Source organism: Nitrosomonas sp. (assembly GCF_019752095.1).
Lineage (GTDB): Bacteria > Pseudomonadota > Gammaproteobacteria > Burkholderiales > Nitrosomonadaceae > Nitrosomonas.
On record NZ_JAIEMO010000003.1, the window covers coordinates 19,954 to 37,048 of the forward strand.

Below are 17,095 nucleotides of genomic sequence, written 5' to 3' on the forward strand. Positions count from 1 at the left end.
ACCTCCGTCTCTCAAGGTATAGTTCTGCGCTTACTGCATGCACTTTCATGGCCAGCCTACGACACGCAGGTTATATGCCCTGAGTATTCTTTAGAAGGTCGACGTGTTGACTATGCGCTGTGTCATCCACCAGGTAAGCCAATTGCCTTCGTGGAGGTAAAGCAAATTGGCCAAAGCGAAGGTACGGAAAGGCAATTATTTGAGTATGCGTTTCACATTGGTGTGCCGTTGGCCATCCTTACTGACGGGCAGGAATGGAATTTCTTCCTACCCGGAGAGCAAGGTGATTACGGCGAGCGTAGAGTATACAAGCTCGACATTGTAGAACGAGATATTTCCGAGTGCATGGCACGACTAATCCGCTATCTCAAGTACGATGCGATTGTCTCTGGCGCCGCAATTGATGCCGAACGTGAAGACTACCGCAATGTTTCACGCGACAGACTGATGAAGTCGACTTTACCCAAAGCATTGACACGATTGTTGGAAGAAGAAGACGAACTCCTGCTCGAGCTAGTAGCCGATCGCGTTGAGAGTCTTTGTGGCTATAAACCAGATCCTGATACTGTTGCCAGATTTCTCAAAGAGAACGTTGTGTTTAAATCCACTCCAACAACCATCCTGAAACAATCTTCACGTTCACCAACTGCGAAATCTGTTGCTGCATCAGATTCAGCGCGCATTTCCTCAACTCACAAATTTCCCTCAATAGGCTTTGTAATTGAAGGCAGACAATATACGACACGTAGCGCTCGCGAAGTTCTGGAAGGAGTCTTTGAAGCACTTCACGAGCGCGATGCAACAATCCTTGAGCGTTTTGCCGCACTACCACAGCATGGGCGCACTCGTCGCTATCTCGCAAAAAACCCGAACGACCTTTATCCTGGTCGTCCAGACTTAGTTCGCGATCACTCCATGCAATTGACTTCCGGCTGGTGGCTCAGTACCAATCATAGTCGCGCAACAATCAAGCGAATTATTGAAATGGCCTGTGATGTCGCTCATTTAAAATATGGCAAAGATCTACAGGTAAGTGTAGGCGAGTAAAAATCATAGGCTATCAGTGATGTGAATAATATTATTTCAAACTCACAATAGCACATAATTGCTTAATCGAGACTAGGCTTGAGAAGTCTGCTTCATTTACTAGTTGTAGAATTGATTCATAAGGTATTGGACGGCTAAAAAAGTACCCCTGCTGTAAGTGACAGTGATTTTCCAGGAGAATCCGAGCTTGCCGCTCGGATTCAACGCCTTCGGCGATGATCGTAAGTCCTAAATTAGCTCCTAATCCGATAATCGCTTGCGTAATAGTTAAATCATTGAGATTTTGATCCAGTGCGCGGATAAAAGACTTATCGATTTTCAGAATATCGATCGGTAATTCACGCAATAATGTAAGTGAGGAATAACCGGTACCAAAATCATCAAGCGCAATGAGGGCACCAAGTCCTTTAATTTGCTGCAATATCACCGCGGCTCGTGCCATATCGCTTACGACAGCACTCTCGGTAATTTCGAGAGTGAGTGAAGTCGCCGGTAGCCTGGTTTCAGTTAAAACCCGAGAAAGTGTGGGCAAGAAATTTTCATTCAGCAATTGACGCGGATGCACATTGACTGATACGTGAATAGGCTTACTGCTCTGAATAAGTCTATGTGCTGCAACGCATGCGGTTTTTAACACTTCTCTCCCTAGCTGTTCCATTAGTCCAACGCTTTCTGCCAATGGAATAAATTCGCTTGGTGATAAGTATCCTCGTGTCGGATGAGGCCAACGAACCAACGCTTCCATGCGCACGATGCTTTGTTGATGGACATCAACAATAGGTTGGTATAGCACTTGTAAATGACCCTCATTTAAAGCAATGCGTAATTCTTTCTCAAATTTAAGCCTATCGCGCGTCCAAGCGACAGAGGACTCAGTTGAATAAAATCCGAAACTATTACCACCTTCATTTTTTATGCGATGCATAGCGGTACTTGCTCGTTCTAAAACAATCTCATTGCCTTTCCCATCTTCAGAGAAAAAACTAATACCAATGCTAACTGTCACAAAAACTTCCTGGCCATGCAGAAAAAATTGATGCTCGATTAAATCTAAAGCTTCTTGAGCTCTTTGCGCAGCAATATCTTTATCATGCAAATCATTAAATAGAACAACAAATTCATCACCTCCCCAGCGTGCTAAAAAATTAGCATTTGAAATTATCTTACTGAGTCGCTGTGATACCATTTTCAGCAGCTCGTCACCTGCGCGGTGACCTAATGCATCGTTAATTTTTTTAAAATTATCTAAACTAACAAAAAATACAGCAATAATTTTTCCGTATTTTTGCGGTAATGATGTCATTGCTTCAAATCGCTTTAGCAGCAATGCCCGGTTTGGTAAGTTGGTTAATGTATCGTAACTTGCTTGATATTCAACTTGCTTTGTCAGTTCAATGGTATCGGTGATATCAGCAAGCGCAAATACAAATCCCATCAACGCTTCATGTTCATCACGCAGCATATGGCGCGTAATCCGTACAGCGCGCTTCTCGCTACCAGCGGTTCTCAGATAACACTGGATAGTGCCAATGCTGGATACAGGTATCGGTATTTCTGAGTCTATTAACCCAGTAAAAGCAGTCCTATCTTGAATCTTACTAAGATGCACAAGTTTGAGTAACGAGACTCCTTGAGCTTGATTGAGAGTTACGTCAAGGATACGCTCAGCGCCTTTGTTCATATAAATAATGTGATTATGCGTATCGGTCGTTATAACGCCATCGCCTACAGATTCCAAAGCTGCATTTGAGCCTGCTTTAGCAACAAAGAGTGATTGCATGAATTCATTAATGCGTTGCCAATTCAGTAGAGGATAAATCGCCATCGTTCCAATCAGTGCGGCGCCGGGTGGAAGCCAGATATGCAGAAATCGCAAGATGATCCATATAGCACACAAGCCACAACCTATTAATACAAGAAGTAAGGGCATTGTGATGTTTCGCTGAAAAATACTGAATAAAAATAAAATAGCGAATACCCAAGTCGCAGAAATCAAACTCATTGAATAATGAGAAATTGGAAGTATCGCGCGGTTATGAAGTAGCATGGAAAGAACATTGGCATGCCATTCAACACCGCTCATCGGCTGCCGGTTAATCGGAGAAACAGGCGTGGCAAATCGGGTTCCGATTCCGGTTGCTGTCATTCCAACGAGGATAAATTTGTTCCTTAGACTGGCTAAAATTTGGTCATTCGACAATACCTGACCGTACGATACTTGCTGGAAACTTCCGGATTTACCGGCATAAGGAATCAACACCTCATGCGAACGCACCCAACGCCCCCAGAATTTGATATTGTCATCAGAAAAGCTATTAATCGAATTTGTTGTGTTTTGGTGAGTCAACGCAGCTAACACAAGCGCAAATGCAGACCATCTGGGTTCTTCGATGCCGGCCGTTAAAAAAACCCGCCGGGCTATACCATCGCTATCCAGCTCGATATCAACGTGACCTAGCTTCGCATGCTGACGGTAGATAGGAAGTGGTTCGACCAGATAAACATAATCTCTATTTTCATCAGCAACCGGAGCAACGGGGAGAATGACCATGCCATGAGATGCAATAGCCGCTGCCAGGGAATGATCCGCCTCAGGGTCGTTGGTTTGTGGTTCTGAGAATATCAGATCAAACGCAACTGCGTGGTTGCCAATACTTTCTAATCGCCTGATTAATTCGGCATGCACACTTCTTGACCAAGGCCAACGCCCTAGCGTCTTTATACTTTCTTCATCAATTGCGACAATAACAATATCATCATCGGGTGGATAATGTTGTATGGTGGAAATTTGATCGTATATAACAGCGTCAATGCGTTCCAGTACTGCAAAAAAGGACAACAACCCCACACTTACTATTAGCAGGATCGCACGCAAAACAAATGTGTTGCGGAATGCTCGGCCTACCCACTGGATCATAAAAGAAGATCAATCAGCGGTGCAAATGGTAACAACAACCAATAGGGATTAGCGTAAGGGATATCGATCTTTTGTGGCGGCCCCCAAGGCCCTTCAAAACCATCGGCTTCGATCGTTTTCGTGCGCAAGAAGTACTGACCTCCGTCAGGCCGTGTAACTGTCAATTGGGTTGCTGAGGTTTTCTCATCGTATAAAATTTGATTAAATGTCTCGTCGCGCGCTAACTGGAAATGAAAACTTTGATCATCGCCACCGGCTCGCCATGCAAATGTCATCTGCGTTTTATCGAACTTTGCTTCTTCCATGGTTGGTCCTGGAAAGGGCAGCCGAAATGACATGGCATCTGTAAACGGCCCGGCACCTTCAGTCGCGGAAACTGATGCAATACGCCAGAAATAATGGCCCGGCGGCAAGGGATCCGTCAACAGGAAGGTGTTGTTCGTAACCTCGGCATTATCCATCGTAGTTGTTGTAAATCCGGAGTCCTGACTAATCATCACACGGTAATACGCCGCTTCCGGCTGAATCGACCATTGGAATTCGCGCTTGATTGGGTCAACCACGCCATCAGGTAATGGCGCAATGATAAAAGGGGGTTCGGGGCGAGCATTGAGCGTGAAAGCTATTGTGGCGTCATGTCCCTCAATACCGGCAGCATCGATGCCCCGAACTCTTAGCCAGTAATTACCATCTGGAATATCACCATCACGAAAAGGTAATTTGTCTGTAGTAAACTCAGTCCATAAATTCTGGAAATTTTGATCATTAGCAATTTGAGCGCGATAAGTCGCTGCTCCCGCAAGCGGATTCAATGTAATCACCAAAGGTAAGTGCTCATAAAGCACAGGGGTATTGCTCAAATCCGGCGCTGGCAGCAATTTTACCGGTGCGACTGGTGGAGCACCAAGCGCTGTGATGGTTCCAAAACCCGCCGAAACGGCAATTTCCTTTTCTCCACCTTCGACCTGCACCAAACCGGATAACACTTCACTGCTCGTATGTTCACCCTTGGTTGTTGTTCCGACGCGAAAATCAGTGCCTCGCACGGAACTGACGGCAGAAGGCGTTTTAATTCTAAAGCGGGTACCGGTCCCTGATTTTTGTGGTACGGCATTCTCGGTTCGACCCTGCTGCAATTCGATGAGCGTATCCACCGCTCCATAATCACCCAATACCTTCATTTCATCGATACGTATCTGGCTATTTTCTTGTAATCGAAGTCGCGAATTATCGAAGAACTTGAGCGTGACAAAAGAGTCATTTTCGCTGCGCACTTCATCGCCTGTATTTAACTTCATTCCTGTTTCAGCGGGAAACTCTGCAGCATTTTTACGTTTTATCAGTACACTGCCGCGCACATGAACCACTTGAGCATAAACTCCGCTAGTTTGTGTTTTTGACCATGCAACGGGTACTCTGATTTTGGTGCCGGGAGGAATGGTATAGGCATCGGATATTTTATTGAGCTGCTGCAAGCGAGTTACATACTGTGTACTGATCAAGTGCTGCTCGGAAATACTCCAGAGATTGTCTCCTGCGTTTACGGTATAAATCCATTCATCCGCGACCACCCGAGTGGAAAATAAAAGCAAACTGACTAATAAAAACATGCAGTGAGCCAATCTGAAGCTTTTAAGGATTAATAGCGACTCCATTTTCCCTCCCAATTGCAATAGCTTATTCCGAATGTTATGGGAAAATCAATTTATTTTCTATGCAATTATCTCTACCTGTGTTCCTGCGCCCACCAGATCAAACAATTCCACCAAATCGCTATTGCGCATACGGATGCATCCGATGGATCCGGGCTTACCCATCGCCACGCTATCCGGCGTACCATGTATGTAGATATAACGACGCATGGTATCCACCGAACCCAGGCGGTTTAAACCCGGCTCGCAGCCGGATAACCATAAAATACGTGTCAAAATCCAATCGCGCTTAGGAAATTGTGCAGCCAGTTTCGATGAATAAATTTCACCGGTAGGACGCCGCTTGATAAAAACCGTATTGACGGGTTGGCCAGTGCCAATTTTAGCGCGAATGATATGTTTCCCCAGCGGTGTGCAGAAGCTGCCATTTTTCTGGCCCGTACCGTTCTTTGCCGAAGAAATGAGATATTGCCGGACGATTTCTCCCTGTTCATCGATTACATCCATTTGCTGGGTAGCGATATAGATATTAATTTTCATGTTTGTTCCGTTTCGTTGCATTGCGCCTTTGTGCAAAAAACTGCTTTAACAATGCGCCAGCTTCAGGTGCCATGATTCCTGTGTCAACCAACAAGTGATGATTCAATCGCGCTTCCGCAGGCAAGTCTATAACACTGCCACAGGCACCGGTTTTGGGATCCGCTGCAGCGTAGACCAGGCGTTGAATACGCGCGTGAAAAATCGCACCGATGCACATTACACAAGGTTCCAAAGTGACATATAGCGTACAGTCCGGCAAACGGTAATTAGCCATCCAATTGGCAGCATCACGCATTGCAATGATTTCGGCATGTGCAGTAGGATCGGCAGCAGAAATCGGACGATTGGAGCCACGTCCGACAATGGCATCGCGCCGCACCACTACAGCACCAACCGGAACTTCACCGAACTCTTGTGCTTGTTGCGCCAGTTCCAAAGCAACCCGCATGAAATAATTGTCTGTGTCAGTATTCAATGTGATGCATTCAAAATAATTAACAAGTGTGATTCCTTCACATCGCGGTTTTTATGCTACATTTCGGTTTCGTATCAATAAAACCAGTCACTTCAGCTTCTCAGTTAATTTAATACTCATGATTACCCAAGTTCAATCGCAACTGCACACCCTCCGCGATCTGCTACGTTTCGCGGTCAGTCAATTCAACAAGGCCGGCTTGTATTTTGGTCATGGATCGGCGAATGCGTATGATGAAGCGGCGTATCTTATTCTGAAAAGCTTATATTTACCACTAGACCAACTGGATTCATTTCTGGACGCGCGCGTCACAACGGACGAATGCGAACACGTACTGAAAATAATTGAACGCCGCGTTAAAGATAGAATTCCCGCGGCTTATCTGATGCATGAAGCCTGGCTCGGGGAATACAGCTTTTATGTCGATGAGCGTGTAATCATTCCGCGCTCCTTCATTGCCGAATTACTACAGACGCAGCTATCCCCGTGGATCATCGACCCGGATGTCGTAACCACAGCACTCGATCTCTGCACCGGCTCCGGCTGTCTCGCCATTTTGATGGCGCATAGCTTCCCCAACGCCACGATTGATGCCGCCGACATTTCCGTTCAGGCGCTTGCTGTAGCGCACAAAAATACACAGGATTACGGGCTGGAAGAACGAGTTGATCTGATTGAATCCAATCTGTTCTCAGCGTTACAGAAAAAGCGCTACGATCTGATTATCAGCAATCCGCCCTATGTCAACGCTAAATCAATGGCGCAATTACCCCTGGAATACCGGCATGAACCAGAAAATGCGCTGGCAAGCGGTATGGACGGACTGGATGCGACGCGCCAAATCCTACAACAGGCCGCCAAGCATTTAACTGACGATGGAATTCTGGTAGTTGAAATCGGGCATAATCACGCAGCACTGGAACAGGCCTATCCGAAATTACCTTTTACCTGGCTAGAAACCAGTGCTGGAGATGAATTTGTGTTTTTGTTACAGCGTGACCAGTTGCCTCTTGCGTAATCAAGTCCTTACAATCAAATTTTCTCAGCACGCAAGCAACAACGATAGAGCTAGCATTTAACTTGCAAAGTCCCCGACATAACTGGTTTCCTCGATAGGGATAAAATTCCAAGCGATTGGTCTTAAAGGCAAATAAAACGCATAGTTTCTCTTGCATTTTGAATGACAATTCGGAACTTACGCTCGTTTAGGAGAAATTTCTGTATTTTTTACTGGACAAGATTACTTGATTCTGGTATCAAGAAGACGGTCTTTCTCGTTTTTTTGAATGGCCAAAGAGTTGTTTCACTTAACTCATATATCATAGGTATTTAATTTTATAGGAGATAATGGACATGAAATACTCACTATTAATTGCTGCTATTTTTGCATTCTTCTTAGTTGGATGCAGTGATCCGAAGCCAGGTCAATATCCACCAAGCCTCTATGATGGCAATAAGCAAGGGGATTCTCAGTAAATCACTACTATGGACTTTTAGAGATTTACCGATAACCTCGTTGAAATTGATGTAGCAGCAAGAGAGCTTAGCGTGATAACAAGCTGTTAAGTTTTATTTTCTGATTAGAGAATCGTTAAAGAACGATATCTTGATAGCCATGGGGTCCTGGAATTTCACCAGGCTCCATTCTATCCAAGGATAACTGTTGTGAGTTCTCTAGCATCGTTCTCGTCTAGTTGAAAGGATATCGACTTATTACACACGCAAAAAGAAGCGTTTAACGTAACCCGACCAATAACAGGGCCGGCAAGAACTATGCATGAAGCCAAGAAATAAATTATCGTGGCACGGGCACAATAAATTGACGTATCCTGACCGACCATCTATAAAGCAACCGATAAGTCAGAAAGCCGTGAATTTGCGCCAATAAAATCAACCAGAAAACACTTTCATAAGCAAAATATCTTGTAGAACACGTAGCATGAAAAAATCTCCCCTTTTTCTCGATCACAGCATATTATCAGCCTTGCAAGTTCACTATTTTCATATTACTGCTAACCTCACACCACTATCAATGATATGTCGCCGTTTAAAGCACTCCATAGAAAGGAAACCCATACCAGCCTGATCGACTTATCCACAGCTGCGTAGTATCATGCTATGCAATCATTCCGTCTAGTTAACTTTTAACCGATATCAGCAGCACTATCATTCAATATCTCGAATCAATTTCTTATAAATTTTTTGTAATTTGTATGTAAGGAACAATCATGAATATTAGAACCTTGGTAACCATAAGCCTCTTGGCAGTAGGTTTCTTGATCAGCAATATCGTATTGGCGGAAAAAATATTACTCAACGTTTCTTACGACCCAACACGGGAGTTATATCAAGAATTTAATCGGGCATTTGCACGGCACTGGCTAGCAGAAACCGATGAAACAATCACAATCAAGCAATCTCACGGCGGTTCCGGCAAGCAAGCACGCTCCGTTATTGAAGGGTTGGAAGCCGATGTCGTATCATTGGCTTTAGCCAATGATATCAACGAAATCTCAAATAAAACTCAATTACTACCGGAAGATTGGCAAAAACGCCTAAGTCATAACAGCACACCCTATACATCGACCATCATTTTTTTGGTACGAAAAGGAAATCCCAAAGGAATTAAGGACTGGGCAGATCTGGCACATCCTGACGTATCGGTCATTACACCAAACCCAAAAACATCCGGTGGAGCGCAATGGAACTACCTGGCAGCTTGGGAATATGGCAAACGGCACTATGGCGAAGATAAAGCGAAAGATTTCGTCAGCAAAATTTATAAGAATGTTCCAGTATTAGATTCTAGCGCCCGCGGCTCAACTGCCTCGTTCGTAGAACGTGAAACCGGAGATGTTTTGATATCATGGGAAAATGAGGCGTTTCAGGTGCTTAAAGAATATGGTACAAGGAAATTTGAGATCGTCATCCCTTCTCTAAGTATCCTGGCTGAACCAGCCGTCGCATTAATTGACAAAATTGTCGATAAGAAAGGTTCACGAAAAGCTGCCGAAGCCTATCTCCAGTATCTCTATTCAGAAGAGGGGCAAGAAATCGCAGCCAAGCATTTTTTCAGACCTACCAGTGCTAAAGTCGCTGAAAAATACGCAGCGCAGTTTCCCAAAATAGAATTATTCAATATCAATGACGCCTTTGGCGACTGGAAAACCACACACAATACTCACTTCTCCGATGGCGGAACATTCGATCAAATCTTTTTGGAATAGTAGCAATTCTAATCAGAGTCGAATTCAAGTAATAAGTGCAATTAAGTTACGCAGCAAGTAAATCAACTTGCAATCCTAAAAATAATTCGCTCGACGACAATTCGTTAATTCATGATGATTGATCTGTCTCCAAAAAAGTGGTACTCGATGAAAAGCCTTGTATAATTGACCGACGGAAGAAACTGATCCAGTAGAAATGAAAGAAAATAGCAGCAAAGGGAAATTTATAAGCGAACAGCGCCAAAAGGCAATTTGAGAGCTGTCGTGATCAGCCACGAATAGAATCTGTTTGGCAGTCATGCTGTACCGGAGATATTAGCAAGTGGCTGCCCCAATTGATCAGGGATTAAATCGAGGAAACCGAAATCTAGAGTAACATCCAAATAATTGACTGTTGCCATCCAGCGATTAAGTCGATTCATTCCCCAGGATATTTCAAGCCGATTTTTCCCCTTATCTGATCCATCGTTTCCATCATAGCTAAGGATTCAGCAAGAGTAACTGTTTCGCTTTCCATTTTTCCCTCTCGAATACACTGATTGACTGCTGCGGCTTCATGCTGGTATCCGGCACTCCCCCATGTGATACGAGGCAATTTTCTCGAACGCCAAAGAACAGCCAGGCGGGCACGCCAAAACATGGGAATCCAAATCATTCCTTTGGTACCCATAATAAAAGCATTATGCGGAGTGCGCGTTTGAATGGCACTTGATAGCAAAGCAAGCTGCCCCTGTGGATATTGCAGCATGATACCCGCTTGCTCGTCGACACCGGTTGCACCCAGAAATGCCAGCGCTTGAATTTCTGAAGGCTTCGGGCCAAAAAGATGAGAGGTCAAAGCAAGCGGATAAATACCGACATCCAGAATTGACCCACCGGCAAGAGCGGGATTAAGCAATCTATGCTCGGGTTCCCACGATGCCCTGAATCCGAGGTCGGCTTTGAGCATCCGAACTTCCCCGATCAACCCGTCCTTAACCCACTGCATCGCACACTTATACGCAGGATTAAACCTCGACCACATGGCTTCCATAAGAAAAATCCGCTTTTCACCTGCACAAGCAATCATTTGACGTGCTTCTATCGCATTAAGCGCCAATGGTTTCTCACATAACACATGCTTTCCATTTTCCAGACACAGAAGCGTATGGCTCTTGTGGAAATTATGAGTTGTAGCTACATAGATAACGTCAATATCCGGATCTTTGGCTAGCACCTCATATGAGTCATACGCGCGGGAAATGCGATGCTTTGCTGCGAATGCCTCCGCTCGCTGGATTGATCGTGCAGCCACGGCAACAACTTCAGTACCAGGGGTCCCCCTGAGATCAGCGGCAAAGCGATCGGCCATTCGTCCCGCGCTTAATATCCCCCACCGGACCAATGCGACCATAGAAAAAGCCCTTTTAGTAAATTAACTGAAATTGTTTTTATTTCTTGTCGCATCATAGGATGATTCAAGTATGTCAAATTCATCCATAAAGCGAGCTTCAGATTCTTCTCTCATATCTGCTGATAATTCTATCGCAATATCATTCAGATAAAGTGTGATCTTCTTGATCAAGATGAATCCTCAACTTAAATGGTTTTTATTGCTGAGAATTGAATATAATCTCAACATAAAAATAATGCCCAGTTAAAGCATCAACCTATGGCAAGAGCCTCTGGATTTAAATTGCGTTGCTGCTCAGTTCACTTCGACCCACTACTTTCAATTCCAAAACAAAGGAATCTTTAGCCGTGCTTTACCATACCAAAAAAGTAGAGATTAATTTGGGCTATGCGTGCAATGCTAAATGCCCTTTTTGCTATTACTATGATTCCGTCATCACGAAATCCAATGAAAACACGCTGACAACAGAACAAGCGAAAAAACAGCTCAAGCAAGCCAAAATGCTTGGGATACAAGAAATCGAGTTTACCGGAGGAGAAGTGACGCTACGCAAAGATCTGCTCGAATTGATCACGTATGCTAAAAAAGAACTTGGCTTTTCCATTGTCTGCCTGATTACAAACGGCATTAGGTTATCTAAGCGGGATTACGTCGCCGGTCTCGTCGCTGCAGGTGTCGATGATATATTGTTCAGTATCCACGGTCATGATGCGCCAACTCATGATGATCTGACAAAGGTTCCACGCAGCTTTGATCACATTCTGGAAGCTATCGATCACGCAAATGAGTTTGGTTTAAGGGTGCGAACCAATACCGTTGTCTGCAAAACAAATTTCATGTATCTGACTGAAATTATGCAGCTACTCATTAGAAAGAAGGTCGATAACATCAATTTTGTGATGTTCAATCCGGTGCTGCAAGCAAAGAATATTGATATCGTTAAAGAAGTATATGTCAATTACGCAGACGCAGGCCGAGAGATTATTAGAGCAATCAAGTCGTACGAAGCTGAACTCCCTCATTTCAATGTAAGGTACATGCCATTTTGCTTCCTTCCCGGTTACGAGCAATATGTGACGAACATGGATCAAATGACCTTTGATCCGGACGAATGGGACAATTTCACAAGTTTCCTGATCAGAAAAGGCAGTTTCATTACCTGGCTCTGCCTGATACTCGGCATTCTAAAAATACCGTATCTTACTTTTATTACCAAATATGGCTTCAGAGCGGTGTGTACAGCAGGACTCAGCCGCTTCTATGTATTCAAAGATAGAATTAAAACCAAAAATTGCAAAAAATGTGCTTATGAAAATGTATGTGACTACCTTTATCGACATTATCACGACATCTATGGTGAAGCAGACGTAATCCCCATACCTGGAAAAAAAGTATGTAACCCGGCATGGGTTATGAATGCGGCAAAGATGCGCAAACCGGGTGAGCTGCCTAAAAAGATAAACTAAGTCGCATATGAATCTAGGTGAATCTCTATACCGTATCAGGAGACGGGCGTCACTTGTCGGCATGTGGATTAAGTTGTGTACAGGTCATGGCTTACCCTTCTACAAGACTGTCAATTCGGAGAACTTCACGTTTTGCCGCAGTAAACTGTCTTGCCTTCCTCTGCTTCCTTGGGATTGCGCGGACTTGAAGCTATCGAATCTTACTATTCAAGATGACAAACAGGTTTACGTCATTCCCAATTCGGCGAGTCAGGCAATCTCCGCACACGATCTGTGCTGGCATAAAGCACCGGACTCCGAACGCTACTGGCCCCTAAAATTCTTTGCACGAATCCCTTTTGCACCGGGCAATCCGATTGGAGATATTCAACTGGCTTGGGCTCGCTCCCGATTACAAAATTTGGTCACCTTCAGTTTGATTGGCAATCTAACGGATGATCTTTACATCAAACGCCAAGTTACCCGGCAGATGGAAAAAATAATATTGTCGTGGATCAGTGCAAATCCATGGTTAAAGGGCGTAAACTATATTTCTACAATGGAATGCGCACTCAGACTGATAAGTATCTGCCATGCATTTGATAGAGTAAGAAATGAGAAAATTAGCCCGCAAACCTGGCAGGCGCTTGTGTACCTTGTACACAGCCATGCCTACTTCATCCGGCGCAGGCTTTGTCTTTTTGCTTACGCCGGAAATCATACCCTCGGAGAATGTGCTGGGCTTATTTATGCCGGCATTCTCTTTCCCGAGCTGCCCGACGCGAAAGAATGGCTGGCTGTTGGCTTAAAAATCATGGCGAAAGAAGCAAATGTTCAAATTCTTCCAGATGGAGGAAATCGCGAACAATCGTTCCGATATCTGGCGATGATGGTTGATTTGTGCGGACTGGTCACCTGCCTGCTCAAACATCATGGTAGATCCACTCCCAGCGGTATCGAACAAGCCTGGATTCGTGGTAGAAATTTTTTACAAGCATTTGCCTCATCGCCCGATAATTTACCCGCGGTAGGGGATAGCGACGATGGTTATGCATTGTCGCCGTATCTCCGATTATCATGGAAAAATTGCTTTTATAAATCCGAATTACCAGACCAGTCACTACAAATTTTTGCAGCATCCGGGTACTCGAAAATTCTAGGGGCGGAAAATCATGGCGATATGCGATTCAGTCACGGCAAACTTGGATTAGCCAACACGTTCGGGCATGGGCACGCCGATGCTTTATCTATTTGTTGGGATCTTGACAGAAAATCATTATTAGTCGACCCAGGCACATATCTATATGACGGAGATTCGCATTTCAGGCATTACTTTCGCGGCACATCGGCTCATAACACAATTGTGGTGGATGATACTGATCAGGCATTACAGAATAAGGAAACCGCATTTGGCTGGTCGCGCGCTTATACTGCAAAACTAATATGGCACAGTGAAAATCTTAATGGCAAGACTGTAATTCTGGCCAATCATAATGGCTACGCTGATAGTGGAGTGATGCACTGGCGAGCACTTGTTTACGACCATCACTTCGGAAGGTGGATGATTTGGGACCGCATAGATGGCACGAGCGAACACGCCCTGGCAATGCACTGGCATGTTGATGCACATGTCGAAATGACAAGTGATGGAATCGTCATAGATTGCGCGGGTAAGTCGTGGCTCGTTAGCGTACAAGGCGGAAAATCCTATTTATATCGTGGCAACGAGCAGTTGCCACTGGGCTGGATTTCCAGAAAATATGGTGCAAAAGAACCTCTTAACACCCTAAGGACAGAAATCCGCACTTGCTTGCCACATGAATTTCTGACTCTTATTAACCCAATCGAAGAAAATCAAACTGAATTTTCCATTGATGACAACTTAGTCAATATGCTACGAAGCAAATGTGTAGAAACTTAATAAACAGCTCAGTTCAGATTGCAATGATGCTTTGTGTAAAGATCAAAGTAATCGACGCACACAATTAAAATTAATAATTACGCCAATTTATAAAATGCTTTCGCAAAGCTTGGACAATACGCTCACCCACTCCGATGTCACCATAGACTGGTGGAAACTGCTGATGGCCAAAGCTTTTTTGCGAACATATCTTATCCTGGATCACTCCAGGGGAAAAACCAGTTAACACATTGGCGCCCACTTTTATGGTTTCCGGTCGCTCGGTGTTATTTCGCACGGTCACGCATGGGACACCAAAAATATAAGCCTCTTCCTGAATGCAGCCACTGTCCGTAATGATTAACGCCGCAAATTTCTCATAAGAAAGCGATGTAAATGGATCGACCGGATCAATAACCATTATCCGTGACAACAGATCAAAGCTGAGGCCATAATTTTGCATAGCATCCCGTGTCCGCGGATGTATGGGGAAAATCATGGCATCGAATTCATCTACCAACGAATTAAGCGTTGTAAAAACGTCAATCATTCTTTTGCGGCTGTCGGTAAATTCCTTTCGATGCAGGGTAATGTATGCATAAGTATCCAAGCGTGGTTTAACCAATTCAGCAGAGAAGTCATGAATTAAATCTACAGTGGTATTGCCAACATTGAAAATTCGGCCGCGCAAATCCGGAATCCTTTTCAAATAGTCAGCATGATGCTGCGTATACGTAAACAAATAATGCGCCGCACTATCGACCATGATACGGTTGCGTTCCTCATACATGCGATTATCATAAGCACGCAGACCTGCTTCGACATGAGCTAATCCAACATCAGAATAGACAGCAGCAACGGCACCAACAATTGATGCCGCAGTGTCGCCATTCACCAAGATCAGATCAATCTGCTGCGTGCGAATGATTTCGCATACCCAATCAATCGCCGCACCAATACTATAAGATCGAGGATAAATAAAATCTGGCACATAGCCCATTTCGGCAAATACCACCTCTCGGAGCAATGGATCTTGGTGCTGATTAGTATGCAAAACAACAAAATCCAAATTCGCTTCGCGCAGAGCCTTAACAATGGCATAATTTTTCATGACCTCGGGACGAGTACCAATTACAATCCCGACTTTCAACGTTCTAGAATAGCCTTAGCAAATGTCTCAGCGACAACTCGATTTCCTTGCTCGTTGAAGTGAACAGAATCCACGTAGCAATCACGACCTAATCCGTTAATCGGTACGCAATGAATTTTTTTATTTTCGGTTGAAATTTTCCTGATCGCGTCATTATATTGATTACGCCGCTCTACTGTTTCTTTGCGGAAAAAAATATGACCATCAGGAAAAATAGGAGGAATTTCAGCACAAAATATAGCTTTGTATTTTTTGATCAGAAATGCTCGAACAATTTGCCGGTAATATTCTTCAAAAAGATCCAGCGGCGTTTCATTTCCCACGTCATTTGTACCTATGAGCACGCATACTTGATAAGTATCGCTGATAACTTCGATCTCATGACCGAGCAAAAACCATAATTCCCGAGCTGTATACCCATTAACGCTTCGATTAATCGTACGCCATTGATAAGGTGTTTGTTGAGTGAGCATTTGGGCCAGATATAACGGATAACAACCATAAGTCCGCGCGCCAAAAGTTTGGCTATCGCCAATACAAAGCAGGTTCTGATAATGCATATCGCTATTGCTCTAATTATCGAAACTTACCAAGAATGGGATGGATATTAATATGATGTGCATCCGAAAAAAATAATGGAAGAGTGAACACGCGAATTTAGTTTCAGACCATTCTCTCGAAAGAAGAAACTTTTTGGTTCTAGAGTAAATAATTTTATTTTCATCGATTATCTTTTTGCTTCGCAGAATGTTGCCAATCACAATAAATTATAATAAAGCACCCCGCCGCAAGCAGCGAGGTATTAAAAGCGCTCTTCAGACTGCTGGTTTTCAACCAGCCTTCGCCCCAAGGGGCGAGGAATTAAACCCGGAAGAGATTAAATAAATAAAAGACGATGAATTCTTTTCCAAATCCGAGCATATCAGATTTTACTTCACTTATCATTTCCTCGATACCAAACGTTTAATAGGCCTACACGAGCATCCTCAAAAAATCAGATCAGGCCCGGCAGCAGCATGGTGTAAATTTCTGGTTCAGAAACAGGTCTGACTTCCAGATGCACAAGCCCAATAGCGAAACTTGTAGTCACATTAAATAGAAATATAGGGCTATGAGTGTAAATCAAAATCAAATATGAATCGACCCGTGTCTCGGATCCACTGTGCAATTACCATAGCCGAGTCAATGAAATCATATGAGATCCCTTTCCAAATGAACTAATAACTTGCACATGCTCATAATCATTCTGAATTCGTAGTATTTCAACATCAAAGAATGATATTAGAGCTGCATCCGCCTGAAACGAATAAAAAAACAGATACTATTCACGAGCCTACTGGAATTTTTTT

At 43.9% G+C, this 17,095-nt stretch carries 14 protein-coding genes; 6 read left to right on the forward strand and 8 right to left on the reverse strand.

What is annotated here, in order from left to right:
• Positions 1-72 precede the first annotated feature (72 nt).
• Complete coding sequence (locus tag K2Q13_RS00380; RefSeq protein WP_292918927.1) at positions 73-1,047, forward strand: type I restriction endonuclease; 975 nt, start codon at positions 73-75, stop codon at positions 1,045-1,047.
• 31 nt (positions 1,048-1,078) lie between these two features.
• On the opposite strand, the gene K2Q13_RS00385 is transcribed toward K2Q13_RS00380, so the two are convergent.
• Genes K2Q13_RS00385 through tadA form a run of 4 tightly spaced genes read right to left on the reverse strand, consistent with a single transcriptional unit; the run spans position 1,079 to position 6,637 of the window.
• Positions 1,079-3,964 (reverse strand): EAL domain-containing protein, encoded by a 2,886-nt coding sequence (locus K2Q13_RS00385; RefSeq protein WP_292918666.1) that lies wholly within the window; start codon positions 3,962-3,964, stop codon positions 1,079-1,081.
• A complete protein-coding gene (locus K2Q13_RS00390) occupies positions 3,961-5,619 on the reverse strand; it encodes a FecR domain-containing protein (protein ID WP_292918667.1) in 1,659 nt (552 codons plus the stop codon). The genes K2Q13_RS00385 and K2Q13_RS00390 overlap by 4 nt, the downstream gene beginning before the upstream one ends.
• A gap of 57 nt (positions 5,620-5,676) precedes the next feature.
• Positions 5,677-6,156, reverse strand: coding sequence for a L,D-transpeptidase (locus K2Q13_RS00395; protein WP_292918668.1), 480 nt, complete (start codon positions 6,154-6,156; stop codon positions 5,677-5,679).
• On the reverse strand, positions 6,146-6,637 hold the full coding sequence (tadA, locus tag K2Q13_RS00400; RefSeq protein WP_292918928.1) for a tRNA adenosine(34) deaminase TadA: 492 nt from the start codon (positions 6,635-6,637) through the stop codon (positions 6,146-6,148). Before tadA ends, K2Q13_RS00395 begins: the two co-directional genes overlap by 11 nt.
• A gap of 112 nt (positions 6,638-6,749) precedes the next feature.
• Here tadA and prmB point away from each other — a divergent pair, with 112 nt between their 5' ends.
• From prmB to K2Q13_RS00415, 3 genes are all read left to right on the forward strand, one after another.
• Positions 6,750-7,649, forward strand: coding sequence for a 50S ribosomal protein L3 N(5)-glutamine methyltransferase (prmB, locus tag K2Q13_RS00405; RefSeq protein WP_292918669.1), 900 nt, complete (start codon positions 6,750-6,752; stop codon positions 7,647-7,649).
• 335 nt (positions 7,650-7,984) lie between these two features.
• Positions 7,985-8,107 (forward strand): hypothetical protein, encoded by a 123-nt coding sequence (locus tag K2Q13_RS00410; protein ID WP_292918670.1) that lies wholly within the window; start codon positions 7,985-7,987, stop codon positions 8,105-8,107.
• 752 nt (positions 8,108-8,859) lie between these two features.
• Positions 8,860-9,858, forward strand: a complete 999-nt coding sequence (locus tag K2Q13_RS00415; protein ID WP_292918671.1) for a sulfate ABC transporter substrate-binding protein — start codon at positions 8,860-8,862, stop codon at positions 9,856-9,858.
• 296 nt (positions 9,859-10,154) lie between these two features.
• Here the strand turns inward: K2Q13_RS00415 and K2Q13_RS00420 are convergent, their stop codons facing one another.
• Both K2Q13_RS00420 and K2Q13_RS00425 read right to left on the reverse strand, forming a co-directional pair.
• The gene (locus tag K2Q13_RS00420) at positions 10,155-10,280 is read right to left on the reverse strand and encodes a hypothetical protein (protein ID WP_292918672.1); all 126 of its coding nucleotides are present in this window, start codon (positions 10,278-10,280) and stop codon (positions 10,155-10,157) included.
• Entirely contained in the window at positions 10,277-11,251 is a 975-nt protein-coding gene (locus K2Q13_RS00425; RefSeq protein WP_292918673.1) for a Gfo/Idh/MocA family oxidoreductase, read from the reverse strand. Before K2Q13_RS00425 ends, K2Q13_RS00420 begins: the two co-directional genes overlap by 4 nt.
• 347 nt (positions 11,252-11,598) lie before the next feature.
• Here K2Q13_RS00425 and K2Q13_RS00430 point away from each other — a divergent pair, with 347 nt between their 5' ends.
• Positions 11,599-12,717, forward strand: a complete 1,119-nt coding sequence (locus K2Q13_RS00430; RefSeq protein ID WP_292918674.1) for a radical SAM protein — start codon at positions 11,599-11,601, stop codon at positions 12,715-12,717.
• Between the two features lie 61 nt (positions 12,718-12,778).
• Positions 12,779-14,617: an alginate lyase family protein gene (locus tag K2Q13_RS00435; protein WP_292918675.1), complete on the forward strand. Its 1,839-nt coding sequence runs from the start codon at positions 12,779-12,781 to the stop codon at positions 14,615-14,617.
• A gap of 70 nt (positions 14,618-14,687) precedes the next feature.
• On the opposite strand, the gene wecB is transcribed toward K2Q13_RS00435, so the two are convergent.
• Together wecB and K2Q13_RS00445 are read right to left on the reverse strand one after the other, a co-directional pair.
• Positions 14,688-15,746, reverse strand: a complete 1,059-nt coding sequence (gene wecB / locus K2Q13_RS00440) for a UDP-N-acetylglucosamine 2-epimerase (non-hydrolyzing) (protein ID WP_292918676.1) — start codon at positions 15,744-15,746, stop codon at positions 14,688-14,690.
• Entirely contained in the window at positions 15,743-16,306 is a 564-nt protein-coding gene (locus tag K2Q13_RS00445) for an SGNH/GDSL hydrolase family protein (RefSeq protein ID WP_292918677.1), read from the reverse strand. Before K2Q13_RS00445 ends, wecB begins: the two co-directional genes overlap by 4 nt.
• Positions 16,307-17,095: the final 789 nt, after the last annotated feature.